This is a genomic window from Streptomyces sp. SPB074 (genome assembly GCF_000154905.1).
Lineage (GTDB): Bacteria > Actinomycetota > Actinomycetes > Streptomycetales > Streptomycetaceae > Streptomyces.
The window spans coordinates 5047197-5070652 of sequence record NZ_GG770539.1; the positions used below are offsets into that span (position 1 = coordinate 5047197).

28 protein-coding genes, 3 tRNA genes and 2 pseudogenes are annotated in these 23456 nt (G+C 70.3%); 29 read left to right on the forward strand and 4 right to left on the reverse strand.

Features of this window, described 5'->3' with window-relative positions:
• Nucleotides 1-35: 35 nt before the first annotated feature.
• A complete protein-coding gene (locus SSBG_RS21230) occupies nucleotides 36-329 on the reverse strand; it encodes a hypothetical protein (RefSeq protein ID WP_037871717.1) in 294 nt (97 codons plus the stop codon).
• A gap of 223 nt (nucleotides 330-552) precedes the next feature.
• On the opposite strand from SSBG_RS21230, the gene SSBG_RS21235 reads away from it, so the two are divergent.
• The 3 genes from SSBG_RS21235 to SSBG_RS21245 all read left to right on the forward strand — a co-directional run bounded on the left by SSBG_RS21235 (nucleotide 553) and on the right by SSBG_RS21245 (nucleotide 911).
• A tRNA-Asn gene (locus SSBG_RS21235) sits at nucleotides 553-625 on the forward strand.
• Between the two features lie 5 nt (nucleotides 626-630).
• Nucleotides 631-703 (forward strand) — tRNA-Asn (locus SSBG_RS21240).
• Nucleotides 704-837: 134 nt separating this feature from the next.
• Nucleotides 838-911, forward strand: a tRNA-Ile gene (locus tag SSBG_RS21245).
• Nucleotides 912-993: 82 nt separating this feature from the next.
• Here SSBG_RS21245 and SSBG_RS21250 read toward each other — a convergent pair.
• Nucleotides 994-2556 carry a site-specific integrase gene (locus SSBG_RS21250; protein ID WP_008748123.1) on the reverse strand — a complete coding sequence of 521 codons (1563 nt, stop codon included), beginning with the start codon at nucleotides 2554-2556 and terminating at the stop codon, nucleotides 994-996.
• Nucleotides 2557-2838: 282 nt separating this feature from the next.
• Between SSBG_RS21250 and SSBG_RS21255 the strand changes: the two genes are divergently transcribed.
• Entirely contained in the window at nucleotides 2839-3753 is a 915-nt protein-coding gene (locus tag SSBG_RS21255) for a transposase family protein (protein ID WP_008748125.1), read from the forward strand.
• A gap of 56 nt (nucleotides 3754-3809) precedes the next feature.
• Here SSBG_RS21255 and SSBG_RS31580 read toward each other — a convergent pair.
• A pseudogene (locus SSBG_RS31580) lies at nucleotides 3810-4061 on the reverse strand (IS5/IS1182 family transposase); the annotation flags it as partial.
• A 117-nt stretch (nucleotides 4062-4178) separates the two neighbouring features.
• Between SSBG_RS31580 and SSBG_RS21260 the strand changes: the two are divergent.
• Nucleotides 4179-4838, forward strand: a pseudogene (locus SSBG_RS21260) (transposase family protein); the annotation flags it as partial.
• Between the two features lie 28 nt (nucleotides 4839-4866).
• Here SSBG_RS21260 and SSBG_RS21265 read toward each other — a convergent pair.
• Nucleotides 4867-6077 (reverse strand): IS3 family transposase gene (locus SSBG_RS21265; RefSeq protein WP_086023026.1). Its coding sequence is split into 2 segments (ribosomal slippage): nucleotides 4867-5786 and nucleotides 5786-6077, totalling 1212 coding nucleotides; the frame shifts between segments, so codons are not numbered across the junction.
• Between the two features lie 329 nt (nucleotides 6078-6406).
• Here SSBG_RS21265 and SSBG_RS21275 point away from each other — a divergent pair.
• The 24 genes from SSBG_RS21275 (at nucleotide 6407) to SSBG_RS21380 (ending at nucleotide 23456) form a co-directional block, all read left to right on the forward strand.
• Nucleotides 6407-6898, forward strand: a complete 492-nt coding sequence (locus tag SSBG_RS21275) for a hypothetical protein (protein ID WP_008748128.1) — start codon at nucleotides 6407-6409, stop codon at nucleotides 6896-6898.
• Nucleotides 6899-6907: 9 nt separating this feature from the next.
• Complete coding sequence (locus SSBG_RS21280; RefSeq protein WP_008748129.1) at nucleotides 6908-7234, forward strand: hypothetical protein; 327 nt, start codon at nucleotides 6908-6910, stop codon at nucleotides 7232-7234.
• Between the two features lie 373 nt (nucleotides 7235-7607).
• Nucleotides 7608-8243, forward strand: a complete 636-nt coding sequence (locus SSBG_RS21285) for a hypothetical protein (RefSeq protein WP_158677804.1) — start codon at nucleotides 7608-7610, stop codon at nucleotides 8241-8243.
• A gap of 44 nt (nucleotides 8244-8287) precedes the next feature.
• Nucleotides 8288-8680: an HNH endonuclease gene (locus SSBG_RS21290; RefSeq protein WP_008748132.1), complete on the forward strand. Its 393-nt coding sequence runs from the start codon at nucleotides 8288-8290 to the stop codon at nucleotides 8678-8680.
• A 3-nt stretch (nucleotides 8681-8683) separates the two neighbouring features.
• On the forward strand, nucleotides 8684-8908 hold the full coding sequence (locus SSBG_RS21295; protein WP_008748133.1) for a hypothetical protein: 225 nt from the start codon (nucleotides 8684-8686) through the stop codon (nucleotides 8906-8908).
• Between the two features lie 15 nt (nucleotides 8909-8923).
• Nucleotides 8924-9379: a phage terminase small subunit P27 family gene (locus SSBG_RS21300; protein ID WP_037870335.1), complete on the forward strand. Its 456-nt coding sequence runs from the start codon at nucleotides 8924-8926 to the stop codon at nucleotides 9377-9379.
• Nucleotides 9348-11126 carry a terminase large subunit gene (locus SSBG_RS21305; protein ID WP_008748135.1) on the forward strand — a complete coding sequence of 593 codons (1779 nt, stop codon included), beginning with the start codon at nucleotides 9348-9350 and terminating at the stop codon, nucleotides 11124-11126. The genes SSBG_RS21300 and SSBG_RS21305 overlap by 32 nt, the downstream gene beginning before the upstream one ends.
• Before the next feature lie 15 nt (nucleotides 11127-11141).
• Nucleotides 11142-13169 carry a phage portal protein gene (locus tag SSBG_RS21310; RefSeq protein ID WP_008748136.1) on the forward strand — a complete coding sequence of 676 codons (2028 nt, stop codon included), beginning with the start codon at nucleotides 11142-11144 and terminating at the stop codon, nucleotides 13167-13169.
• 3 nt (nucleotides 13170-13172) lie between these two features.
• Complete coding sequence (locus SSBG_RS21315; RefSeq protein ID WP_008748137.1) at nucleotides 13173-13985, forward strand: HK97 family phage prohead protease; 813 nt, start codon at nucleotides 13173-13175, stop codon at nucleotides 13983-13985.
• A complete protein-coding gene (locus tag SSBG_RS21320; RefSeq protein ID WP_234010615.1) occupies nucleotides 13943-15271 on the forward strand; it encodes a phage major capsid protein in 1329 nt (442 codons plus the stop codon). The genes SSBG_RS21315 and SSBG_RS21320 overlap by 43 nt, the downstream gene beginning before the upstream one ends.
• 3 nt (nucleotides 15272-15274) lie before the next feature.
• The gene (locus tag SSBG_RS21325; RefSeq protein WP_008748139.1) at nucleotides 15275-15598 is read left to right on the forward strand and encodes a hypothetical protein; all 324 of its coding nucleotides are present in this window, start codon (nucleotides 15275-15277) and stop codon (nucleotides 15596-15598) included.
• A complete protein-coding gene (locus tag SSBG_RS21330; RefSeq protein ID WP_037870337.1) occupies nucleotides 15582-16130 on the forward strand; it encodes a hypothetical protein in 549 nt (182 codons plus the stop codon). Before SSBG_RS21325 ends, SSBG_RS21330 begins: the two co-directional genes overlap by 17 nt.
• Nucleotides 16130-16468 carry a hypothetical protein gene (locus tag SSBG_RS21335; RefSeq protein WP_050776807.1) on the forward strand — a complete coding sequence of 113 codons (339 nt, stop codon included), beginning with the start codon at nucleotides 16130-16132 and terminating at the stop codon, nucleotides 16466-16468. Before SSBG_RS21330 ends, SSBG_RS21335 begins: the two co-directional genes overlap by 1 nt.
• A gap of 9 nt (nucleotides 16469-16477) precedes the next feature.
• Complete coding sequence (locus SSBG_RS21340; RefSeq protein ID WP_008748141.1) at nucleotides 16478-16762, forward strand: hypothetical protein; 285 nt, start codon at nucleotides 16478-16480, stop codon at nucleotides 16760-16762.
• A complete protein-coding gene (locus SSBG_RS21345; RefSeq protein ID WP_106429372.1) occupies nucleotides 16759-17178 on the forward strand; it encodes a hypothetical protein in 420 nt (139 codons plus the stop codon). Before SSBG_RS21340 ends, SSBG_RS21345 begins: the two co-directional genes overlap by 4 nt.
• A gap of 58 nt (nucleotides 17179-17236) precedes the next feature.
• Nucleotides 17237-17785: a hypothetical protein gene (locus SSBG_RS30295; protein ID WP_050776808.1), complete on the forward strand. Its 549-nt coding sequence runs from the start codon at nucleotides 17237-17239 to the stop codon at nucleotides 17783-17785.
• Nucleotides 17786-17860: 75 nt separating this feature from the next.
• Nucleotides 17861-18067, forward strand: coding sequence for a hypothetical protein (locus SSBG_RS21355; protein WP_008748144.1), 207 nt, complete (start codon nucleotides 17861-17863; stop codon nucleotides 18065-18067).
• An 8-nt stretch (nucleotides 18068-18075) separates the two neighbouring features.
• A complete protein-coding gene (locus SSBG_RS21360) occupies nucleotides 18076-18297 on the forward strand; it encodes a hypothetical protein (RefSeq protein WP_037870338.1) in 222 nt (73 codons plus the stop codon).
• A 119-nt stretch (nucleotides 18298-18416) separates the two neighbouring features.
• Nucleotides 18417-18770, forward strand: coding sequence for a hypothetical protein (locus tag SSBG_RS21365; protein WP_037870340.1), 354 nt, complete (start codon nucleotides 18417-18419; stop codon nucleotides 18768-18770).
• A gap of 50 nt (nucleotides 18771-18820) precedes the next feature.
• Nucleotides 18821-19183, forward strand: coding sequence for a hypothetical protein (locus tag SSBG_RS21370; protein WP_037870342.1), 363 nt, complete (start codon nucleotides 18821-18823; stop codon nucleotides 19181-19183).
• A gap of 16 nt (nucleotides 19184-19199) precedes the next feature.
• Nucleotides 19200-19559 carry a hypothetical protein gene (locus SSBG_RS30300; protein ID WP_008748147.1) on the forward strand — a complete coding sequence of 120 codons (360 nt, stop codon included), beginning with the start codon at nucleotides 19200-19202 and terminating at the stop codon, nucleotides 19557-19559.
• Nucleotides 19556-21952 carry a phage tail tape measure protein gene (locus SSBG_RS21375; RefSeq protein WP_008748148.1) on the forward strand — a complete coding sequence of 799 codons (2397 nt, stop codon included), beginning with the start codon at nucleotides 19556-19558 and terminating at the stop codon, nucleotides 21950-21952. Before SSBG_RS30300 ends, SSBG_RS21375 begins: the two co-directional genes overlap by 4 nt.
• Nucleotides 21844-22929: a transglycosylase SLT domain-containing protein gene (locus SSBG_RS33775; protein ID WP_008748149.1), complete on the forward strand. Its 1086-nt coding sequence runs from the start codon at nucleotides 21844-21846 to the stop codon at nucleotides 22927-22929. Before SSBG_RS21375 ends, SSBG_RS33775 begins: the two co-directional genes overlap by 109 nt.
• Before the next feature lie 8 nt (nucleotides 22930-22937).
• Nucleotides 22938-23456 (forward strand): hypothetical protein, encoded by a 519-nt coding sequence (locus tag SSBG_RS21380; protein WP_008748150.1) that lies wholly within the window; start codon nucleotides 22938-22940, stop codon nucleotides 23454-23456.

The window sequence follows — 23456 nt, forward strand, 5'->3', positions numbered from 1 at the left end:
CCGGCCGCCCCTGCGTGCCGCGTACTGCCCGGCCCCTAGACCGTGCCGGAGCCGAAGTCGTCGCCGGAGTCGTGGCCCGCGAAGGCCCGTACCCGACGCGAGACGGAGTCCGGCAGCCGGTCACCGACCTTCACCGAGACGACGTGCACCGCCTTCCCCGCCGCGACCCGGCCCTGCTGCGCGGCGGTCTCGGTCACGTTCCGCACCGCCGGATTGTGCGAGACCTGCCGGGCGTACTTCGCGAGCTGTTCGTAGCGTTCGCGCCCGGCCCTGGTCCCCAGGACGTAGCCCAGAGCCGCGCCCGCGGCGAATGCGATCCGGTAGCGCATGATGGCGGCCACCCTTTCCCTCGTGTTCGGTCTGCGTCGGTCTGCCCGTACGTGATCTTGCCCGATCATCGCCCGGCGCACCGGCCTGTCCCGAAGAGGGTTCCCCGTGAGCCGGGCGCCAGCCCCAACCGATTGGCAAAGCACCCCCCTGCTTGCGCTAATGTATGAGGCGCAGCGAGCGCGCACCGCACACAGCGGCCCCGCGTCCGCCGCGGCAGGTCGATCCCCTGTAGCTCAATTGGCAGAGCAGCCGGCTGTTAACCGGCAGGTTACTGGTTCGAGTCCAGTCGGGGGAGCTCGGTCTCCTGTAGCTCAATTGGCAGAGCAGCCGGCTGTTAACCGGCAGGTTACTGGTTCGAGTCCAGTCGGGAGAGCACAGCGAAGGACCCCGGTTCGCCGGGGTCCTTCTGCGTGTCGCGGCAGGTCGGCCCCATCCGAGGCGAGAGATCGTATGACCGGCTATGCTGCGGCAGACGGCGCTGACGGGGTCCACCCGACGCGCCGCAACGGGGCGGTAGCTCAGCCGGTTAGAGCAGCGGACTCATAATCCGTCGGTCCTGGGTTCGAGTCCCAGCCGCCCCACTCGAACTCCCCCCGGAAATCTCTCCCGGCCAGCACCCGAGCGCCTCACCCGGTATCCACCGCGGGAGGCGCTCAGCCGCGTTCAGGGCTCCTGCGTGAGCGATGCGTGAGCGGGAGTGCCGGAACCGGCTTCCCGGCGCGCACGGGGCACCACAGCCTCCGCGTTCCAGGCGACCTCCTGATCGACCTGGGGGAGAAGGCTGGTGTACGTGTCGGACGCTAGCTGAATCGTCGTGTGCCGCAGCGTCTCCTTGATCGCGTGGATGTCACCTCCACCCGCATGGATCAGCGTTGCCGCGACGTGCCGCAGATCCCGCAGGTTGATCGGCGGCAGCCCGGCCTCCCGGCACAGCCGTCGGAACACGTCCGACACCTTCTCCGGATGCAGCCACCCACCATCCGTGTCCACGAAGACCTTCCCGGTCTCGTGCCACGGCAGCCCCGCCTCCAGGCGCGCGGCACGCTCCGCCTGCTGACGCTCCCGATGCTCGACGAGCGCGCGAACCGTCGCGGGTCCCAGGGCGATTGTGCCCGCGCTCTCCTCCGTCTTCGGATCGCTCTGGATCGGAGTCCACCCGTCCTGGATGATCGTCTTGGAGACCGTCAGGCGCGCCTTGACGAGGTCGATGTCGGACCACGCCTGCCCGATCGCCTCACCACGGCGAGGCCCCCGGAACGCGATCAGGTGGAACAGCGCGTACAACCGGTCGGACTCGGCGTGGTCCAGAAAGACGCCGACCTGCACGGGCGTCCACACCATTACGCCGGACGGCTTCTCGCCCGTCCTCTTCCAGTGCTCGACGTGCTCCTCGGTCCACAGCACAGCCTTCGGCCGGCGGCCGGACTCCAGCTCGACGTGTGCGGCCGGGTTGAAGGTGAGGAGCTGCTGTGCGATCGCCGCGTTGAGCGCCGAGCGCAGTGTCGCGCGGATGCGCTGCTTCGTCGCCGGGCCCGTCACCCGCCGGTACGGCGGCATCTCGGCGAGCTTTGCTCGCTCCCGCTCCAGGCGCGCCGCCTCAGCCGCGGGCGGCCGGGAGCGCTTCCCCCAGGTCGCGCGCGCCTGCTGCTCGCGGCGCTGCTGGTTCTGCACGAGGATCGTCTCGTTCGCCGTGTCGATCGCGTCGAAGAACTCGGTGAGATGCCCGACGTTGAGGCGGTCGAGGAGCAGGTGCCCGATGCCTGGCTTGAGGTGGACGTCGATGTGGGAGGCGTAGCCGCGGAGCGTGGACTTCTTCCGCTTCTTCGCAGCGTGCCACTCATCCAGCCAGTCACCCACGGTCGTACTGCTGACGAGGGCCTGCCCCGCGCGGAACCGGCGGCGCGTCTCGGCGAGGTCGGGGAGGGGCGCCTTCTTGTCCGTCGACACGGCTTCCAGCAGATCCCCGATACGGACCTGCCCGTCCGCGTCGTTGCCGTCCGGGAGGTCGAGGAGCGCACGGACCTTGTCGAGGTCCGCCTGGGCCGCCTTCGCCGTCTCGTACCCGGAGCGGGAGAAGGAGCGCCGACTGCCGTCCTCGCGCGGCGGCAGCTCCTGACGCACCGCCCACACGCCGTGCCGGCGGCTGGAGAGCTGCGGGCACGCCTTCCCGAGCGCGCGCCCCTCGGCGTCACGGCAGTAACAGCGGCGGTACGTCGAACCCTTCACTGACTACTCCTCGCCGTCCAATTGCTCTTCCTGTGAGGCGGGCGCGAGCTGACTCCGCAGCCATTCCGCCTGTCGAGCCAGACTCTCTAGTTCTCCTTGGAGCACGGCGAAATGCATGTTGCTGGCCGTTCGACGGTTACCTACCTCGGCAACCTTCATCTGAGCATGCTCCCATTCCATGTTCAGGCGGGCCAAGGAATCTGCGGACTCCTTAACGAGTTGGTGCGTGATAGCGGGTGAGGTGTCGTGCCACGTGGATGGCATGATCCCGCTGTGGCGATCATGGTCAATCGGGCGGTGCTGGCGCATCGACTGTTCACGGGGCTCTCCCGGCGTCATCTTGCGTGCTTGGTCGAAGAGTTGGCCGAGCCGTGGCAGGCCGGGGTCGAGGGTCGCCGCCATGCTGTGCGAGGCGGGGCCCGCAAGCGGGCCGAAGGCGCCGGCGCCCGCCATCAGCTGGTGTTCGTCGACCGGTTGGTGGCCACACTCATCCACCTGCGGCACGACCTGCCGCACTCGGTGCTGGGGCTGCTGTCAGGTGTCGACCGATCCACGGTCACCCGGGCGATCGGAGAGGTGCGCACGCTCTTGGCGGAGCGGGGGTGCGCGGTTCCCGACCGTCCCGGCCTGCGGCTTCGGACTCCGGCGGATGTGTTTGCCTACGCGCAGGCCGAAGGTGTCGAGCTGCGTCTGGACGCCACCGAGATCCGGGTCCGCCGGCCACCGGCCGGCCGCGGCGGCCGGCGCGCATTCGTCTCGGGCAAGAAGAAGCAGAACACGATGAAGGCCACCGTGATCGCCGGCTGGCGGGGCCGCACGTTATGGACCGATGCCCTACGACCTGGGCGTATGCACGACGCCACCGCCGCCCGCGACGAAGGCATCGCCATCTGCTTCCAGCACTTCCCCGACGTCGAGGTCCTGTTGGACGACGGCTACCTGGGGCTGAGCCGCGACCATCGCGGGCAGGCGATCACGCCGCCGAGAAAACCCCGGCCGGGAGCACTGCCCGACAGAGTCGAACAATGGGGACGCGACCGCCACGGCCACTCGTCCGACCGCATCACCGTCGAACACGCCCTCGCTGATCACAAACGCTGGAAGCAACTGACCCGCTGGACACATCGCCGCGACCGCCTGCCCGACACCTACCGCGCCATCGCCGGCCTCGTCTCCGACCGCAACACCAGCATCTGAAAACGGCCGTGAGCAGGGCAAACACACCTCACCCGCTATCACGCACCAACTCGTAACAGCAGCCCCAGCACCGAGTGCGGCAGGTCGTGCCGCAGGTGGATGAGTGTGGCCACCAACCGGTCGACGAACACCAGCTGATGGCGGGCGCCGGCGCCTTCGGCCCGCTTGCGGGCCCCGCCTCGCACAGCATGGCGGCGACCCTCGACCCCGGCCTGCCACGGCTCGGCCAACTCTTCGACCAAGCACGCAAGATGACGCCGGGAGAGCCCCGTGAACAGTCGATGCGCCAGCACCGCCCGATTGACCATGATCGCCACAGCGGGATCATGCCATCCACGTGGCACGACACCTCACCCGCTATCACGCACCAACTCGTAACGAGCTGGTGCGTGATTGCGGTTGGGGAGGGATCGCGCGAGGGTGGGATGATCCAGTCCGTGGTGATCACGGTCGACCGGAACGTTCTCGCGCATCAGCTGTTCACCGGTGTCTCCCGGCAGCATCTGGCTTGCCTGGTCGAGGAGTTGGCTGGCCCGTGGCAGGCCATGATTGAGGGGCGTCGTCACGAGGCTCGCGGCGGGGCCAGGAAACGTGAGGCGGGGGCCGGTGCCCGGCATCGGCTGGTGTTCGTCGACCGGCTGGTCGTCACGCTGATTCACCTGCGGCACGATCTCCCGCACTCCGTCCTGGCCCTGTTGTCCGGTGTCGACCGTTCCACCGTTACCCGCGCGGTCGGAGAGATGCGCGGGCTCCTGGCCGAACGCGGATGCGCGGTCCCTGACCGTCCTGGCCTGCGGCTTCGGACCCTGGCGGATGTGTTCGCCTACGCCCAGGCCGAGGGCATCGAGCTGCGGCTGGATGCCACCGAGATCCAGGTCCGCCGGCCCGCAGCCGGCCGCGGCGGACGCCGGGCGTTCGTCTCGGGCAAGAAGAAGCAGAACACGATGAAGGCCACTGTCGTTGCCGACCATCAGGGCCGCACTCTCTGGACCGACGCCCTGCGGCCAGGCCGGATGCACGATGCGACCGCCACACGCAACGAAGGTATCGGAACCTGTTTCCAGCACTTCCCGGACGTGGAAGTGGGGCCTTGACCCTGGAGTTTGAACACGTCTATGCGGCTCGGGCCAGGGTAGTTGAGGTTGGGTGGACGGTGATCTCGTAGGTGATCGGGGCTCGCTGGCCGAGCCGGGAATGACGGCGTCGGGTGTTGTAGCGGGACAGCCAGTGGAAGGCGTCGAGTCGTGCCTCGCGCTCGCTTGACCAGCCCTTTCGGCCCTTCAACGTCTCCCTTTTAAAGCTGGCGTTGAACGATTCGGCGGCGGCGTTGTCCGCGCTGGACCCGACGGCGCTCATGCTCTGCAGGACACCGGCCCGGCGGCAGGCGTCCGCGAAGGCCCCGCTGGTGTACTGGGCTCCGTGATCGGTGTGCATGATCGCCCCGTTCAGACTGCCGCGGGTCCGTTCCGCGGCGGCGAGGGCGTCGATGACGAGCTCGGTGCGCATGTGGTCGGCGATCGCCCAGCCTGCCAGGCGGCGCGAGCACAGGTCGATCACTGTCGCGAGATAGCAGAACCGTCCGCCGCCGACGCTCAAGTAGGTGATGTCACCGACGTACTTGGTGTTGATCTCCTTCGCGGTGAAGTCGCGGCCGATCAGGTCCGGGGCCTTCGCGGTGGCCGGGTCGGCGATGGTGGTGCGGTGCCGGCGCCGCAGACGGACCCCTTCGAGGCCGATGGTCCGCATGATCCTGGCAACGCGCTTGTGGTTGACCGCCTGGCCGCCCTCGTCGCGGAGCTCGGCAGTGATCCTCGGGACTCCGTAGGTGCCGTCGGACTCCTTGTGGGCCTTGCGTATCCGGGCCGCGAGCCGGTCGTCAGCGGCCTGACGGGCCATGCGAGCCGGGGCGGTGCGACGCCAGTAATAGAAACTCGAGCGGGCGATCCCGAGAATGTCGCAGAGCCGCTTCACGCCGTATCGGCGCTGGTGATCCTCAACGAACTGGCAGCGGTTCACCAGCGCGTCTCCGTCGCGAAATACCGGGCCGCCTTGCGGAGGATGTCGCGTTCTTCCTCCAGCTCGCGGATCCTCTTGCGCGCGGCGGCCAGCTCCGCCTGAACCGGGTCACCGGCAGGCTGCGGTGCCGTTGCGGGGGCGGAATGGGCACCGGCGCGGCGTCCGTCGGCGGCCCGGATCCAGTTCCGCAGCGTCTCGGTGTTCACTCCGAGATCGGCGGCGACCGACTTGATCGTCGCTCCCGGACGCGACCGGTACAACGCGACCGCGTCCGCCTTGAACTCGGCGGGGTAATGCTTCATCCCCACAGGGACTCCGTTCTCCTGGACCATCAAGATCCAAGTCTCTCCGGTGTCCAAACTCCAGGGTCAGGGCCCGCCCTACTCTCCCCCGAGCCCCCGCACGCTCCCCGGTCCCTGTAGACGCAGGTCACAGCCTCGCCGAGGACGCCGTAGACCGGCCGGTAGATCGCCAGAAGGAGCCCACGCGACGCCTCCGACGGGTGCGGCCACTGAGTAACAGAATTGCAACAAACGGAATCTAACGACTGTTATCGCGCGCATGGGAGCCGCACGGGAACGTCAAAGCCCCTATCTGCATCTCCCTTATCGAGAGCGACTACTCACAAGGGGGACCTATGAAGATGGGGCAGATCGCCGCAACGGCAACTGCGGCCACCTGCGCGACAATCCTGACGGCGTCCGTCGCCATTGCTGACGAGACAGCGCCCGCCCCTGGGCGCGGCACCGCGCCCGAGGTCTCGGTCCAGTCCGTGGCGAGCAAGTGCAAGGGCGCCGCTCCCAAGACTGTCGCCGTCACGTATTACCGGGGGCCGAGCAAGGTCTACTTGCGTTGCGGCACGAAGAGCTACGGCTACAAGCACCTCGTAGCCAGGAAGCGCTGGAGCACCAACTTCAGCAACAAGATCAGTAAAACTGTCTGGAGCGGCACCATCGTCACCAACACTCCCGGGGAGCGCACCTACGAGCGCATCGTCGTCCAGTGCCCGCCCAGCATCCAGTTCCGAGTGGTCACCAACCCCGGCCCCTACGGCAAGGACCCCCGGATCAACCCTCAAGGCATCATCACCGCCTACAAGCCCGCCGCAATCAAGGCGAAAGCCTGCTAGAGGTAATCCATGGCCACCGTTGAAGACGTTCGCAGCCAGCTCTCCGCGCGCCTGTTGGGGCAGATAGAGGACAGTGTCGCCACGCTCCATGTGACCGACCTTGACATCACCGAGAACGGTCGATCTTTCACAGCAGTGTTCGATCTCGACGCGCCGGACGGCCGCTGGCGAGTCACCCTGGAGAGCGATCGTGCCGACATGAATATCTTCAACGGGACACCCGACGCGCAACTCGTGGACGCAGTCGCCTCCGGCTTCAGAATCAGGCTCGCCGAGTGGTGGCACACGAAAGGCGCGGAACGCGCCTCAGCACGTCAAGGCAAACGGCTCGACTAGACGACGGAGGACTGGCTGATGCAGCACCCCGTCCTCCTCGACGCCTACGCCGCCGAGGCCGCCACTGGCATCAAGGCCACCACCATCCGCCAGTGGCTCCGCCGAGGCCACCTCACCCACCACGGCTACGACAGGTACGGCCGCGTCCTCGTCGACCTCCGCGAGGTCCAGGCGCGTCAGGAGCGGGCGGCAGCGACACCACCTGTCACAGTGGGGGCACGTTCGGCGTACCCGCACACGGACACTGAGCCACCCGAGGGCCCCCGCCGACACGGCCGGGGGCCCTCGTCGTGTCACAGAACAGCAACTCCGCCTTCACGCCGCCTCCACGACTTCAACAATGACCCCTCAAGCACTCATCCCTTGGGGGACCATGAAGCGCACCGCGCCCGTCGCCGCCACCTGCGTACTCCTTCTCGCGGCTTCCGCGTGCAGTCACGACGACGAACCCGCCAGTAAGGCGACAACGAGTACGCGCCCGGAGAAGCCATCCGCCGCAGCAGAGCCCACGAAGGCCGGCACGCCGGACGTGAAACCGCTCGGCGCCTCCGTGCGAACCGATGGTGCCGCCGATCCGATCGAAGGCAACGGCGGCGGCGTCCTCCAGATCACCCCCACCTCGGTGATCTACATGAAGTCCACGGGCTACGACGAGCCGGAGAACGGGCAGTTCCTCGTTGTCACCGTGAAGGAAAAGGCGATGACGGCCGCCCCCGCGTCTGAGGAAGCACCCATGGGTGGCGGCGGCTGGTCGTACATCGCCCCTGACGGGCAGGCCGTCTCTACTCTGACCGGCAATGCCACCAACGTCGTGCCTGACGGTTTCGAAGGCGGCGGGGCCATCGACCCCGGGACCTACCAGTGGAAATCCACTGTGTTCGACATCGGCCTCAAGCAGGCAGGCGGGACGCTGTCCTACAAGGACGGCGCAGGCGAAGTGTACCGCTGGAAGACGCCCGCCTCCACCACCGGCCCCGAAGCCTCCAAGGTGGAGGCGTCCTTGAAGTAACGCCCCGGTCCCAGCCGTCCGGGAATTCCGGCAGGAGGTACCCCGTGCCCACTCGCCCCCCTTCCCGATGCGGCGAGCCCGGGTGCTCGGCCTTCGCCACGAAGCGCGGCAGGTGCGACGAGCACCAGCCGATCGCCTGGGCCGGCCGCGACGACAAGGCCGGCCGATACGGGATCAGCTCAGGCAGGTGGCGCACCCTCAAGCGCGTCGCAGGCCGCGACGGTGAGTACTGCTACCGGTGCGGGGCCGAGCAGCCCAGCGCCGAGGACGACCCCGACGGCGAACTGCGGCTCCAGCTCGACCACATCACGCCCGTCAGCGAAGGCGGGGCCGTGGACGACCCCGAAAACCTCGGGCTCATCTGCGTGCCCTGCCACGAGGCCAAGAGCAAGGCCGAGGCCGCCCGCGGCAACGCCCGCAGACGACGCCGGAGGTGAGCCGTGACCGACCCGCTCGCCGCCTACCGCGACCTCGTCGCCGCCGCCCAGAGGATCACCGCCGAGCGCGTCACCTACGGCCTCGTCACCCCCGAGGCCGAGCGCGCCTACGACCACGCCCTCACCTCCCTGCGGGGCCACCCCGGGGGTAGGGGAGTCGGGATTTCTGCACCCCCACCCCTGGGGCCCGCCGCGGTCAGCTTTCCGCGTGCGTGCACAGAATCTTGAAGGGGGGTCTTCCTGATGGGACGGACCGCCCAGCCCGCCGCGCTTCGGCTGATCAAGGGCCGTGCGCCCGGCAAGGACTCCGCCGGCCGTGAGGTGAAGGCGGGGCCCGCCTTCAAGCGGCTCTCGCCGGAGGCGCCCGAGTGGCTGTCCGAGGAGGCCGCCGCCGAGTGGGCGCGCGTAGTGCCGGGCCTGGCCCGCCTTGACTTGCTCAAGCCGGAGGACCGCGCGGCCTTGGCCGCGTACTGCGAGGCGTGGGCCAGTTTCCGGGTGGCGACGGAGGCGGTTCAGCGGGAGGGGCTGACGATCGAGGCGAAGCAGGGGCTGCTCCCGCATCCGGCCGTGGGCATGGCGCGCGCGGCCGGGCGCGAGGTGCGGGCGTGGGCGGCGCATTTCGGGCTCACGCCGAGCACGGAGCAGGCGCTCGCGAGGGGGTCCGAGAATGAGCCGGACCCGGACAACCCCTTCGGGTAGGCGGTCGCCGAAGGTCCCGGCCGCGTACCAGGATGAGGAGCTGCTCGCGCGGCTCAAGCTGTCGCCCGAGGTGGCGTGGTACCTGACCGAGCGGGGTGTCCCGCTGCCGGACTGCCCGTCGCTGGTCAAGGCGCCCGAGCCTCGGGACGCACCCGGCGCGGCGTTCGACGGGGAGCGCGTCGACCGCGTGCTGCGGGCTTTCCAGCAGCTCCGGCACACGCAGGGCGCGCTGGCGGGACAGCCGCTGCGGCCGGACCCCTGGCAAGTCGCGTACATCCTGGCTCCGATCTTCGGGTGGGTGCACTGGGACGACGGCGCCGGTATGTACGTGCGGATCATCCGCGAGGCGTATGTCGACGTCCCCCGCAAGAACGGCAAGACCACCTTGGGCGGCGGGATCGCCCTGTACATGATGGGCGGGGACGGCGAGCCGGGGGCGCAGGTCATCACGGCCGCCGTGACGAAGGAGCAGGCCCGGCTCCTCTACGGGCCCGTGAAGGCGATCGTGGAGAAGTCCCCGGCGCTCAGTCGGGTCATGCAGCCGCTCGCCTCGGCCATCCTGCACCCGAAGACGGACAGCTACTTCAAGCCGGTGTCCTCGCTGGCGGGCGCGCAGCACGGCCTCAACCTGCACTGCGGGCTGGTCGATGAGCTGCACGAGCACAAGACGCCCGAGCTGGTCGAGACGATCGAGTCGGGCACGGGCTCGCGCCGTCAGCCGCTGATCTTCATCATCACGACGGCGGACGCGGGCAAGCGCGAGTCGGTCTACCAGCGCAAGCGCGAGCGGGTCGAGCAGCTCGCGCGCGGCGCCTACCGGGCGCCGTCCGTGTACGGCGTGGTGTTCGCGGCGGAGAAGGACGACGACCCGTTCGCCGAGGAGACGTGGAAGAAGGCGAACCCCGGGTACGGGGTGAGCCCGACGCGCGCGTACCTGCGCACGGCGGCGGAGAAGGCCCAGCAGTCCCCTGCCGAGCTGGCGTCCTTCCTGCGCCTGCACCTGGGCATCCGCACGAAGCAGGTCACGAAGTTCTTGACGCTGGAGTCGTGGACGCTCAACGGGGCGATGGTCGATGAGGCCACGCTCGCCGGCCGTGAGGCGTATGGCGGCCTGGACCTCGGCGCGGTGAGCGACCTCAACGCGCTCGCGTGGCTTTTCCCGGACGACCGGGACGGCAGCGTGGACTTGCTGCTGCGCTTCTGGACGCCCGAGGACAACATCAAGGACCTCGACCGGCGGACGGCAGGGAGCGCCTCGGTGTGGGTGCGTGAGGGCTGGCTGCGGACGACGCCGGGCAACGTGACGGACTACGAGGTCATCGGCGCCCAGATCCGGAAGGACCTCGACGCGTTCGACGTCAAGTCGCTGGGCTTCGACCGGTGGTCGTCCACGCCGCTCACGAACTCGCTGGAGGGCGAGCGCGCGCCGATGGTGGGCGTCGGGCAGGGCTACAAGACCATGTCGCCCGCGCTCAAGGCCGTGCAGCGGCTTCTGCTCCAGGGGGCATCGCAGGTACAGGCCGGGGGCCGGCCGATGCTGCGGCACGGCGGTAACCCGGTCATGGCGTGGATGGTCGACAACCTCGCCGTGGCAGTGGATGACGCGGGCAACGTCAAGCCGTCGAAGGCCAGCGCCGGGGACAAGATCGACGGCGTCTCCGCGCTGTGCGACGCGATGTCGGAAGTACTGGCGCGCCCGCCGAAGCGGACGAGCGCCTACGAGGACGCGGAGTTCGAAGCGATCTGAGGAGGGGGGCCGCTCATGGCGTGGTGGCGCCGCAACAAGCAGAATGATCAGGCCGCGCTCCCCGCGAAGGCGGCGGAAGGCTTCGGGGACCTGGACGCGCTCAGCGCCTACGTCACGGCGCACGGCATCCGCATTGTCGATCCGGGCATCCCGCTCTCGGCCTACGCGGATACCGCGGCGGCCGGGGACGTGTGGCGCACTCAGCCCAGCGTGCGGAAGGTCGCGGACTACATCGCGCGGGCGATCTCCACGATCCCCTGGCACGTGTACGAGCGGGTGTCGGACACGGACCGCCGTCGCGTCTCCGGTCACCCCCTCGCCCAGCTTCTCGGCGCTCCGGGCCCGTACCGCACTCCGTCGCGGCTGTGGCACGGCGTGCTCGTGGACTGGCTGATCTACGACCGGTGGTGCGTTCAAGTCCTCCCGTCCGCCGACACGGCGAGCGGGTGGGAGCTGCGGCGCATTCCCGCGCGGCTCATGCACGTGCTCGCCGACGACTTCGACGGGGTCGCAGCCCTGTACCTGACCGACCCGCACGGGCGCGCGCAGGAGGTGCAGTCCGAAGGGTTCCTCTTCGACCACGGGTACGCGAACGTGGGCGCGGACGGCACGAGTCCGATGGACACGCTGCGGCAGATCCTCGCCGAGCAGACCGAGGCCGTCGAGTGGCGGCGCCAGGTGTGGAAGAACGGCGCCCGCGTCCCGACCGTCATCGAGCGTCCCGCCGACGCCCCAGCTTGGTCGGCTACCGCGAAGAGCCGGTTCACGGAGGCGTTCAACGCGTTCATCGGGCGGGCCGGGCAGGCGGGCGGCACGCCGATCCTGGAAGACGGCATGAAGCTCGTCACCCTCTCCGCGTTCAACCCGCGTGAGGCGCAGGACATCGAAGGCCGGCGCCTGACGGACATCGAGGTCGCCTCCGCGTACCACATCCCTCCGGAGCTGGTGGGCGCGAGGGAGGGGACTTTCAGCAACGTCGACGCGTTCCGCCAGATGCTTTACACGCACAGCCTGGGGCCGACGATCACGCAACTCCAGGACGTCCTCAACGTCATGCTCGTCCCGCTCATCGCCCCCGGCAGCAACCTGTACGTCGAGGCGAACGTCGAGGCGAAGCTGCGCGGCAGCTTCCTGGAGCAGGCTCAGCTCCTCCAGACCGCTGTGGGCGCCCCGTACATGACGCGCGCGGAGGGCCGGACGGTGCTGAACCTGCCGCGCCTGGAGGGTACGGACGAGCTGATCACGCCGCTCAACGTGGTCGAGGGCGGCCTCGCGTCGCCCCGGGACACGGCGCCGAAGCCGGAGGACCAGCAGCTCCCAAAAGCGGGCGGCCGTCTGCGGCTGGTGAAGAGCGGGCGGCCGGATGACCTCGGGACGGCGAAGGAGGAGCGGCAGGCCCTCACGGACGCGTTGACCGGGTGGGCTGAGCGGCAGGCCGAGGGCCTGCTGGAGCGCGCGAGCGCGAAGGCGGACGGGCCGCCGGACTTCTACACCCTGTGGGCGGTCTCCTCCCCGGAGCGCCAGGAGCAGCTCGCCGCGCTGCTGGCCGCGCACGGTCTGCGCCTGGCGCAGGTCGGCGCCTGGGAGGTTCTCGCCGAGTTCAACCCGGACGCGGAGGGCTGGGACGCCGCCGTGATGGAGGCGTGGCTGGTGAAGGCGGCCGCGTCCCACGCCGCGCAGTACGAGCAAGCCGGGTACGCGGCGGCGGCCGACGCGGTCCGTGAGGACGGCGACTGGCGGGACAACCTCCGCGCGGGCATGGCCGCGTGGGTGACGGCGGGCGCCGTGCGGGCGGCGACCGCCGGTACGGAGGCGCTCAGCTTCGGATCGCACGACGCGGCCGGCGCCTCCGGGCTGACCCGCAAGGTTTGGCGCACGGGCGGGCGGAACCCGCGGCCGAGCCACGAGGCGCTCGACGGCGAGGCTGTCGCGCTGGACGACGTGTTCGGCAACGGGCTGCGCTGGCCCGGCGACGGGCGCGGTGACGTGGATGAGACTGCGGGCTGCAACTGCTCGCTCGACTACACCCGAGAGGGGGGCTGAGACGTGCCCCGCACCAAGGAAGCACCCGCGCGGATCAAGGCGGCGGGCCCTGCCGACGGGCTCGGCGAGGGCCAGTTCCGCGCGCTCGTGAGCGTGTTCGGCAACGAGGACAGCATGGGCGACGTCATCGCCCCGGGCGCGTTCGCGCAGGTCCTCGCGGAGTGGAAAGCCTCCGGGGACCCGATCCCGGTCGTGTGGGCGCACAAGTGTGCCGATCCCTTCGCGCATATCGGCTCCGTGCTGGAGGCCACCGAGACGCCGGACGGCCTGGAGGTCCTCGCGCAGATCGAGGACTTGGACACCAACCCCACCGCGCTCCACGTGCACGGGCTCCTCAAGGGCCGTCGTATCAAGCAGTTCAGCTTCGCCTACGAGGTGGGTGAGGGCGGGTGGGTGGACACCGACGACACGGCCGCGCACCCGTGGGGCGGCTACTACGAGATCAAGCGATTCAGCAGCCTGTTCGAGGTGGGCCCCTGCCTGGTCGGCGCCAACCAGGAGACCGAACTCCTGGCGGCGAAGGCGCGCGATCTCGCGCGCGGTGCGAAGGAGGGGCGGGTCCTGGCGGGCGCGCACTACGACCGGCTCGTCTCCGCGCACGCGGCGATCGGTGAGGTCCTCGCCGCCGCCGAGCCTCAGAAGACTTTCCGGCCCGAGCCCGCGGGCCGGGCCACCCCCGTACTGGAGACCGGCCAGCCGCCGGCCGAGGAGACCGCCGCCGCCCCCGGGGCCGCCGCGAAGTCGCCCGGTCTCACGCCCGCCCAGGTCGCCGCATGGGTCACCACCACGACGTTGACCACCAGGAGGTCACGATGACGCTGCGCGAGCAGCCCAAGCAGGCCCTCGACCGCGCGGCGGAGATCGCCCAGAAGGCGCGGGACGAGGACCGAGAGTTCACCGAGGACGAGGTCACCGAGATTGGGCAGCTCCGCGAGAAGGTCGCGGAGCTGGAGCCGAAGGTGAAGGCGGCGGACGCGGCGCGGGCTGCCGCCGACGAGATGGCGGGGAAGGCGGCGGGCAGCCGCCCCGCGCCCGCCGCGCGCCCCCAGGTCAAGGACCGCCAGGAGCAGGCCGACGAGGGCACGTTCGGCACCCGCTTCGTGAAGTCCGGCCTGTACGAGCAGTTCCGCAAGGCCCACCCGTCCGGGCTCAGCGAGGGCTCGGCCGTCAACATCGGCCGCGTCAACATCGGCTCGCTCGACGACTGGGCGCGCGGGTGGAAGGCCACGGCCGCGCCGCTCCAGGTCGGGCTCGGCCACGTCGCCCCGGTGCGGATGCCGATGGTCGACCAGGTCGACCGCGACAACCTCACCATCCTCGACCTCATCAGCAGTGGCACCGCGTCCGGCGCGTTCGAGTACCTCCAGGTCACTGGCGTCACTCGCAACGCCGCCGTCGTGGCGGACGAGATCCTGCCCGGCGACGCCGACACCGCCCTCAAGCCGACCTCCTCGATCCAGACGGAGCTGGCGGACGCGAAGCCGTACACCTACGCGGATGGCTACGACGTCACCAACGCCCTCCTGTCCGACGCGCCCGCCCTGGCGTCGTACATGGACAACGAGCTGCGCTACTCGCTCGACTCCGTGATCGAGGACAAGCTGCTCAACGGCACGGGCACGAACGGGCAGCCCAAGGGCCTGCTGCACACCACGGGCGTGCAGTCGCTCACCTACACGCCGGGCGCGGATGCCATGGCGCAGGTCAAGGCGATCCGGCAGGCCATCACGAAGGTGACGCAGCTCCCGGGCGGCAATGTGACCGCCGTCCTCATGTCGCCCGAGAACGACGAGGCGTGGGACCTTCTCCAGGACGCCAACGACCGGTTCTTCGGTCAGGGCCTGTTCGGTCAGGGGCCGTCCACCTCGTGGGGGCGCACGCGCGCGCTCTCGCAGCGCCTCACGCCGGGCACCGTGATCCTCGGCGACTGGCGGCAGATGGCGCTCCTCGACGTCGAGGGCCTGAGCGTCATGGCGTTCAACCAGCACGCCGACTACGCCCGCCGCAACCTCGTCTACGTGCGCGCCGAGCTGCGCGCCGAGCAGGTCATCTGGAAGCCGAACCGGCTCATCGTCGTGAGCCCCGAGGCCGAGGAGGGCTGACCCGTGCCCGAGCACAAGATGATCGTCATGGGCGGCATCCGGGTGCGCGCGGAGGACGCGGACCGCTACCGCGCCCGCCCGCTCGGGCGCTCGGGCCCGCTCACCGTGGCGCAGGCGAACCCCGTACCGCTGGCGCCGGACGCGGCCTTCGACCCGGGTGCGCACGACGTGCACGGCGTCCTGGCGCATCTCGCCGACGCGGACCCGGCGGAGACCGCCCGCGTCCTCGACGCCGAGGCGAACGGGAAGGGCCGCAAGACCCTGACCGACCGACGCGACGAGCTGCTCGCCGCCGCACAGGAGCGAGCCGATGGCGCCGGGGCCTGACCCGCTCCTTGCCGAACCCGCCGACCTGGCCGCGTTCCTCGGCGTCCCGGCCGACGACCCGAAGCTGCTCGCCGCGCTCCGCGCCGCCACCCGGCGGTTCCGGGGCGCGGTCCGGCACCCGGTGTCGCTGGTCACCGAGGACACGGTCAACCTGGACGGCGGCGGGGAGGACAGGCTCCTCCTCCCCGCCGCGCCTGTCGTGCAGATCCGCTCTGTCCTGGTGGATGGTGAACCGCTCACCGGCGTCCGCGTGAAGCGGCAGGCCGGGGTTCTGCTCCACCCGGCCGGGTGCTGGCCCGCATGGTCGGAAATCACTGTGATCTACGACCACGGGTACGACCCGGTGCCCGAGGAGGTCGCCGAGGCTGTCATCGACCAGGCCCGCGCGCTGTACACCCTGCGCCCGGGCCTGGCCTCGATGACGGCCGGCGGCGAAGCCCTGGGCTTCGGGGCGCAGGCGGCGGTCGGGGTGACGGCGCAGTGGACGGCGGCGGTCGACGCGTACCAGCTCAACCGAGGGGACCGCACCTGATGTTCCACCAGAGCGTGATCCGGGTGCGCGCGGGCACGAAGACCGACCGGGGCGGCAACGTCGTCAAGGACTGGGCGAGCGCGAGCAAGGCCCTGATCGGCTCCCTGTCCGTGCAGCCCGCCGTGCAGTCGGAGGAGAGCGACCCGACGCGTACCGCCGTGGTGACGGGCTGGCGGGTGCTGTCCGCTCCTGGCACGGCGCCGGACATCCGGGCGGACGACCGGATCGAGCACGCGGGGATGGTGTGCGAGGTCGAGGGCGAGGTCGCGGCCTGGCCCGACCCGCTCACCGGCGGCGTGCACCACGTCGAGTTCGTCATCAAGCGCGCCACCGGATAGGAGGCGATCATGCTCGTTGAACTCCGCCTGGACTCTGCCGGGATACGCGAAGTTCTCCAGGGCCCGGAGGTTCGGCTCCTCGTTGATGGTGTCGCGGCGAGCATCGCCGCCAGGGCCCGCGCCTCGCTCCGATCCGATGTGGAGGTGCGAGTGCGTGGATACACGACGGACCGTGGCGCGGCGTCGGTGACTGTCGCCGACGTGCGCGGGATGGCGTGGCAGGCGCGGGACGGGACCCTGACGCGCGCGGCGGGCGCCGAGGGCCTGGAGATCCGCGCTTGGGGCGGCCGATGAAGGCGCTCGTGGTCTTTCCCGACGCGCAGTCCATCGGCGCGCAGATCCTCCGTACCGCGCTCACTGCGCGCGGCGAGCCCTTCGTGGCTGGGGTCACGGTGGGGACGCGGGTGCCGGGCGACCGGTCCCCGGAGACTCCCCGCCTGCCCTACGTGATGGTGCGTCTCGATGCCGCGCTGCCGCACTCCTCGATGGGCAACAGCCGCGTCACGCTGCGGGTCACGGTGTGGCACGAGGACGCCGACCAGGCGCACGACCTCGCGCAGCTCTGCGCCGGGCTGCTCCTGGTCCACGACGGGACGCTGCTGCGCTCCGTGCGCCCCGGCACGGGCCCGCTGCCCGCCACCGATCCCGACTCGGGTATCGACCTGAGCACCTTCACGGTCCTCGCGAACGTCGCCCCGACCCTGCTCTGACAACCGCATACGCCGTACCACCGCGCACCCCCTACCCCTGAAACGCAAGGAGGACGCCGTGGCCGGCGACCCGACAAAGGCATCCCTGTGGACCGACGCCGACGTGTACGTCGGTCCGCTCGACGCGGAGAACCCCGACACCGTCGACGACCCGTTCAGCGCCGACTGGGGCCTCGTCGGCCTCCTCGACGGCGACAACGGCTTCGGCAAGACCCGCGACGAGGACGTGGACGACAAGTACGCGTGGGGCGGCATTCTCGTCAAGACCAGCCGCGCGCACTTCAAGCTCACCAAGAGCTTCACGGCGCTGGAGGACAACGAGACCACCAGGTCGCTGATCTGGCCCGGCTCGACGGACACGCAGCTCATCGTGCCGCGCCCGCAGCCGGTGAAGGTCGCGTTCGAGACCCGCGAGGGCGCGAAGGTCAAGCGCCTGATCACCGCCCAGCACGCGGAGATCAACGTGGACGGGGACATCACCGAGAACGAAACCGACCTGACGGCGTACACCCTCGTCGCCACGATCTTCCCGACGTCCGGGAAGGTGCTGTTCCTGCGCCAGTTCACGGACGGCACCGTGCCGCCCGGCGGCGGAGGCGGGGCCTGAGCTGCCGGGGCGCGGCGTCGCGCGGTCGCCGCGTCCCGGCTCACACCCACACCGCGCACCAGGAAGGAACCGCGCATGCCCCTCGTCGCCGACTCCTCGCCCGCCCCGGTCACCTACCGCGTGAAGACCAACCTAGGCGGCTCCCGCTCCGTGACCGGCGTAACCACCGTCGAGCACACCGCTGACGGGTGGCTGCGCTTCCTCGGCAACCCCGGCCAAGGGGTGCTCTTCGCCATGCCGCTGGCCGACGTCAGCCGCTACGGCACCGCCCTCGGCGACTGAGCGCCCCCGTGTCCTACTCCTTCACCGACGCCGAGATCCAGGCGGCGGCCGTGCGGCTCGGCGTCATCAAGGCGGGCGAGGACGTGCCCGCGCGCCTGCGCTCGCGCGTCGTCGCGTCGCTCGTCGCCGACCGCCGCCGGCCGACGTCCCCGGCCGAGGTACCGGTCGCACAGCAAGTCGTCATCGAGCCCGGCGGACAGATCAGCGTGGACGGCCGCCCGTTCCCGTGAGTCGTCCAGGCCGGGCAGATCGGCGTCACCCTCCAGCCGGACGGGGCCGGGATGGTCACCCTGACCATGCCCGCCCTCAACATCCAGATCACCCCACCCGTACCCGAGAGCGAGACCTCATGACCACCGCGCAGAGCAAGACCCGGGCGGCGAAGCCGGCCGACCACGAGCCGTTCGACTTCAACCTCGACGCCGTCAAGGCCGAGACCGACTTGGCCCCGTTCCGCGTCCACTTCGACGGGCGCCGCTGGGAGTTCGCGCACCTGGAGGGCCTCGACATCTGGGACGTGGTGGAGGCCGCGGACGGCGGCGACCTCCAGGCCGTACTCGGCGCCCTGCGGCTCGCGCTCGGCGACCAGTACGCCGAGTTCCGCAAGGTCCGCCTGCCGCAGTACAAGGTCATGGCCCTGTTCCGCGCCTACCAGCGGCACTGCGGGACGGAGCCGGGGGAATCGGAAGCCTCCGAGAGCTGATCCGGAGGCACGGCCGAGCCCTGGAGGCAGACCTGCGGCGCGAGTACGGGGTGCGCCTGCGCGACCTGTACACCGGGGATCTGACCTGGCGGGAGCTGATCAGCTACGTGCGCGGCCTGAGCCCGCAGGCCGCGACACGCACCGCCCTCAACGCGGGCATCCCCGAACCGAGCGGTGAGCAGATCGTCCTCGCCGACCTCATCGACACCGTGAACGTCCTCGACTGGCATTTCCGGCAGGGCAACACCGCCGAGAAGGCCCCCAAGGCGAAGCCCGCCAAGTCGTACCCGCGCTGGTGGGAGCCGAAGCCGGACACCGCCCGCCGCAGTGCCGAGCGGGTCGCGCGCCTCGAGGACGCCCGCCGCCGCAAGTGCGCGCGGGAGCAGGCGATCGCCGAGGGGCGCATCGCATAACCGAACACTGCGGGAGGTGACCAACGTGCCTTCCGTGGGCTATGCCGTCTTGCAGATCATCCCGAGCGTCCGGGGGATCGGGGACGAGCTGCGCCGTCAGCTCGTCGCCCCCGCCGGGGATGCGGGCGGCGACGCCGGGGAGGCGGCGGGCGGCGGCCTCAAGGACAAGCTCAAGCTGGGGGCCGCCGCCGCCGGCGTGGCTGCGGGCGCGCTCCTCGTCGCCGGGCTCAGCGAGGCGATGGAGCAGGCGGACCTGACCCGCACGCTCCAGGCCAGCTCGGCGCGACGGGCAAGGACGCGGCCCTGTACGGGCGGATCGCCGGGCAGCTCTACGCGAAGGGCATCACTGAGGACGTCGCGCAGGGCGCCGAGGTGATCCGCTCGATCGTCAACGCCGGGTTGGTGCCGCCGGACGCGACGAACAAGCAGCTCAAGAGCATCGCCGCGCAGATGGCAGACGTGTCGACCACCTTCGGCACGGACATGAGTATGCAGACACAGGCCGTGTCCGCGCTCATGAAGAACGGCCTGGCGCCGTCCGCCAAGGGCGCACTCGACGTGATCACGGTCGGGATGCAGAAGCTCGGCCCCAACGCCGAGGACCTCCTGGAGACCTTCCAGGAGTACCCGGTTCAGCTCAAGAAGCTCGGACTCGACAGCAAGACCGCGCTCGGCCTGTTCCAGCAGGGCCTCCAGGGCGGCGCCCGCGATACGGACATCGTCGCGGACGCCCTCAAGGAGTTCTCGATCCGCTCGATCGACATGAGCGACTCTTCGCGCGCCGCTTACAAGAGCCTCGGCCTCGACGCGAAGACGCTGGAGAAGCAGATCGGCCAGGGCGGCGCGTCGGCGACCGCCGGCCTCCAGACCGTTCTCGACAAGCTCCGCAGCATCCACGACCCGGTCAAGCGGGAAGCCGCAGCCGTGGGCCTCTTCGGCACACAGGCCGAGGAGCTGGGCACGTCGCTGTTCAAGCTCGACCCGGGCAAGGCGTCGAAGGGTTTCGGGGACGTCTCCGGGGCCGCTACGAAGCTCGGCACCACCCTGCGCCAGGGCCCAAGCTACGAGCTGAAACTCTTCACGCGCAGCCTCCAGCAGGGGTTCGTGAACGTCCTCGGCACCTACGCCGTGCCAGCTCTGACGACGTTCGGGACGGTCGCCACAGACACCTTCGGCTGGTTCAGGCAGTACGGGCCGTGGCTGTCTCCTGTCGCGGCGGGCATCATCGCGCTGACGGTCGCCGTCAACGCGAACGTCATCGCCACGCGCACGGCCGCGGGCGCATCCCGCGCATGGGCCGCCGTCCAGGCCGTCCTGAACGCGCTGCTCTCGGCCAACCCCATCGGCCTCATCGTCGTCGGTCTCGTCGCGCTCGGCACTGCCCTGGTCGTCGCGTACCAGAAGTCGGACACTTTTCGGGCGATCGTGCAGGCGGCGTGGTCGGGCATCAAGACCGCCGCGTCCGCCGCCTGGACGGGTTTCATCAAGCCCACCCTCGACGGGTTCCTCTCGGGCATGACCGCAGTCGGGCACGGCGCGGTGTGGCTGTGGGGGAACGTCCTGTCCCCGGTCTTCTCCGGGATCGGGACCGGCGCGCGCATCCTGGCGACGATCATCGCGGTCATCCTGATCACGCCGAGCGTGATCGCGTTCAAGACGCTGGGCGCGGCCGGGATGTGGCTGTGGAAGAACGCGCTCGGCCCGGCGTTCCACGGTGCGGGCGCGGCGGCGACCTGGCTGTGGAAGAACGCGATCCAGCCCGCCGTCAACGGAGGCAAGGTCGCTTTCGCCGCCCTCGGTGCGGCGGGTACGTGGCTGTGGAAGACCGTTCTGTCCCCCGCGCTCCACGGCGCGGGGGCGGTCGCGGTGTGGATGTACGACCACGGCATCAAGCCCGCAGCCGCCGGCGGCAAAGCCGCCTTTACCGCGCTGGGAGCGGCCGGGACGTGGCTGTGGAAGAGCGCCCTGTCGCCCGCGTTCCGTGGCTTCGGCACCGTGGCCACGTGGCTGTACGACCACGGCATCAAGCCGCCGATCGACAAGGGCAAGGCCGCCGCGAAGGCGCTGGGCAAGGCGTTCAAGGACGCCAAGGACATGATCGGCACCGAGTTCGGCAAGGTCGCCGGTCTGGCGAAGAAGCCCATCTCCTTCGTGATCGACACGGTCTACAACAAGGGGATCGTCGGGGTCTGGAACAAGGTCGCGGGCGCTTTCGGGGCGCCGGAGATCGAGAAGTTCAAGGGCTTCGCGAAGGGCGGCCCTGTCTTCGGGGCCGGCACCGAGACGTCCGACGATGTCCCGGCGTGGCTGTCGAAGAACGAGCACGTGTGGACCGCGCGCGAGGTGCGGGGCGCGGGCGGGCACGGCGCGGTCATGGCGTTGCGCAAGTGGGCGGCGGCCGGTGGGAACGGCGAAGCGCCCGGCTTCGCGGACGGGGGTGGCCTTTTCGGCTGGGCCAAGTCGGCGGGCGCCGCGCTCAGGGCGTCGGCTCGGCGGCCTGGAACGGGGCGAAGAAGGGAGCGGGCTGGCTGCGGGACAGCATGGCGGCCAGCGCCCGCGCGGGCGTCAACGCGGTCGTCAACCCGCTCATCAACCAGATCCCCGGCTCCGGCACGGGCTTCGGGAAGCTCGCGCGCCGCATCCCGCGACGGGCCGTCGACGTGCTGTTCGGGTACGCGAAGGAGGCGGACAAGCAGCTCCCGAAGTCCCTGGCGAACCCGCCCGGGGGCGGCGTGGAGCGGTGGCGGCCCTACGTCGTCAAGGCGCTGACGGCGAACGGGCTGTCGACGTCCGGAGCGATGGTCGAGCGGGTGCTGCGGCAGATCGCCACCGAGTCCGGCGGCAACCCGCGCGCCGTCCAGGGCGCGATCGGTGACGTCAACAACTTGAGCGGGGACCTCGCCAAGGGCCTCATGCAGACCATCTCCGCGACCTTCAACGCGTACAAACTGCCTGGTCACGGCGATATTTTCAACGGCTACGACAACCTCCTCGCGGCCCTGAACTACGCCAAGCACCGGTACGGGCCGTCGCTGTCCTTCCTCGGGCAGGGGCACGGCTACGCGGACGGCGGCCGGCCGCGCGCGGGCGAGGTCGCGTGGGTCGGCGAGCGCGGTCCCGAGCTGGTCAAGTTCCGGGGCGGGGAGGAGGTCTACGACCACCGCACCTCCCTCGCCATGGCGGCGGGCATCGGCGCGCGGGGTTTCGCGAAGGGCACGCTCACGGCCGCGCAGAAGAAAGCGGCGCGCGAAGAGGCCGCACGCCAGCGGGAAGCCCGGCGCCGGGAGGAGAAGCGCCAGGCCGCGCAACTGTCCGCGCGCAAGGACGTCCCCGCCGACCTGAGTGCCTTCACGAAGTCCGTCACCGGGTCGGCGTCCGACATCTCCCGTGCGGCGGCCGAACTGACGAAGGACCTCAAGGCGACCGGTGGCGCGTCCAAGACGTTGATCAGTTCGACGTCGAAGGCCGCGACACGGCTGGAGGGCCTGTCGAAGCAGCGGGATGCCGTGAGCGCAAAAATCGACACGGCGAAGCAGGCCGCGGCCGACCAGAAGGACAGCGCTGCCGCCTTCCTCGGGCTGTCCAACTTCTCGGGCGCCTCCTCCATCGGCGGCCTCGTGGCGGGCTTGAAGGACAAGCAGGCCCAGCTCAAGGCGGACCGTGCGCAGATCGACAGCCTGACGAAGAAGGGGGTGTCGAAGGACATCATCAGCCAGCTCGTCGGCCTGGCCCCGGCGCCGACCTGACGAAGCTGGTGGCGGGAGCGACGGGCGGGCAGGTCAAGCAGCTCAACGCGCTCGCGAAGAGCGGCGCGAAGCTGGCGACGTCCTACGGGCAGGCGACCGCCGACGCCATGTACGACGCGGGCCGCGCCGCCGGCCACGGCTTCCTGTCGGGCCTGCTCGCGCAGAAGAGCGCTATCGAGAAGACGATGGCGCTGCTGGCGGTGACGGCGGTCCGCTCGATTCGGGTGTCGGGGGCGGCCACGCTGCCGAAGGCGAAGAAGAAGGCGCCGGCCAAGAAGGTCAAGCCGAAGAAGTACGACAGCGGCGGCTGGCTCCAGCCCGGCCTGTCCACGGGCGTCAACGCCACCGGCCGGCCGGAGCCGATCCTGACCGCCGGGCAGTGGGATGCCGTGCAGCGCGGCCTGAGCGGCGGCGGACCGTCCTACCACTACGAGATCAACGCCCGCACCGCGGACTTCACGGTCGCGGAACTGGAGCACGTGCAGCGCGTCCAGGAGGCGCGGGCCCGAGTAGGAAGGCCGAGGTGA

Bases quoted from the DNA above. Each gene is read 5' to 3' on its own strand.
- SSBG_RS21345 (WP_106429372.1), top strand. From the start codon at position 16,759: ATGAAGGCGCTCGTGGTCTTTCCCGACGCGCAGTCCATCGGCGCGCAG.
- SSBG_RS21355 (WP_008748144.1), top strand. From the start codon at position 17,861: ATGCCCCTCGTCGCCGACTCCTCGCCCGCCCCGGTCACCTACCGCGTG.
- SSBG_RS21330 (WP_037870337.1), top strand. From the start codon at position 15,582: ATGGCGCCGGGGCCTGACCCGCTCCTTGCCGAACCCGCCGACCTGGCC.
- SSBG_RS21340 (WP_008748141.1), top strand. From the start codon at position 16,478: ATGCTCGTTGAACTCCGCCTGGACTCTGCCGGGATACGCGAAGTTCTC.
- SSBG_RS21310 (WP_008748136.1), top strand. From the start codon at position 11,142: ATGGCGTGGTGGCGCCGCAACAAGCAGAATGATCAGGCCGCGCTCCCC.
- SSBG_RS21285 (WP_158677804.1), top strand. From the start codon at position 7,608: ATGAAGCGCACCGCGCCCGTCGCCGCCACCTGCGTACTCCTTCTCGCG.
- SSBG_RS21335 (WP_050776807.1), top strand. From the start codon at position 16,130: ATGTTCCACCAGAGCGTGATCCGGGTGCGCGCGGGCACGAAGACCGAC.
- SSBG_RS21275 (WP_008748128.1), top strand. From the start codon at position 6,407: ATGAAGATGGGGCAGATCGCCGCAACGGCAACTGCGGCCACCTGCGCG.
- SSBG_RS21255 (WP_008748125.1), top strand. From the start codon at position 2,839: ATGGTCAATCGGGCGGTGCTGGCGCATCGACTGTTCACGGGGCTCTCC.
- SSBG_RS21320 (WP_234010615.1), top strand. From the start codon at position 13,943: ATGGGTCACCACCACGACGTTGACCACCAGGAGGTCACGATGACGCTG.
- SSBG_RS21280 (WP_008748129.1), top strand. From the start codon at position 6,908: ATGGCCACCGTTGAAGACGTTCGCAGCCAGCTCTCCGCGCGCCTGTTG.
- SSBG_RS21305 (WP_008748135.1), top strand. From the start codon at position 9,348: ATGAGCCGGACCCGGACAACCCCTTCGGGTAGGCGGTCGCCGAAGGTC.
- SSBG_RS21230 (WP_037871717.1), bottom strand. From the start codon at position 329: ATGCGCTACCGGATCGCATTCGCCGCGGGCGCGGCTCTGGGCTACGTC.
- SSBG_RS21365 (WP_037870340.1), top strand. From the start codon at position 18,417: ATGACCACCGCGCAGAGCAAGACCCGGGCGGCGAAGCCGGCCGACCAC.
- SSBG_RS21300 (WP_037870335.1), top strand. From the start codon at position 8,924: ATGGGACGGACCGCCCAGCCCGCCGCGCTTCGGCTGATCAAGGGCCGT.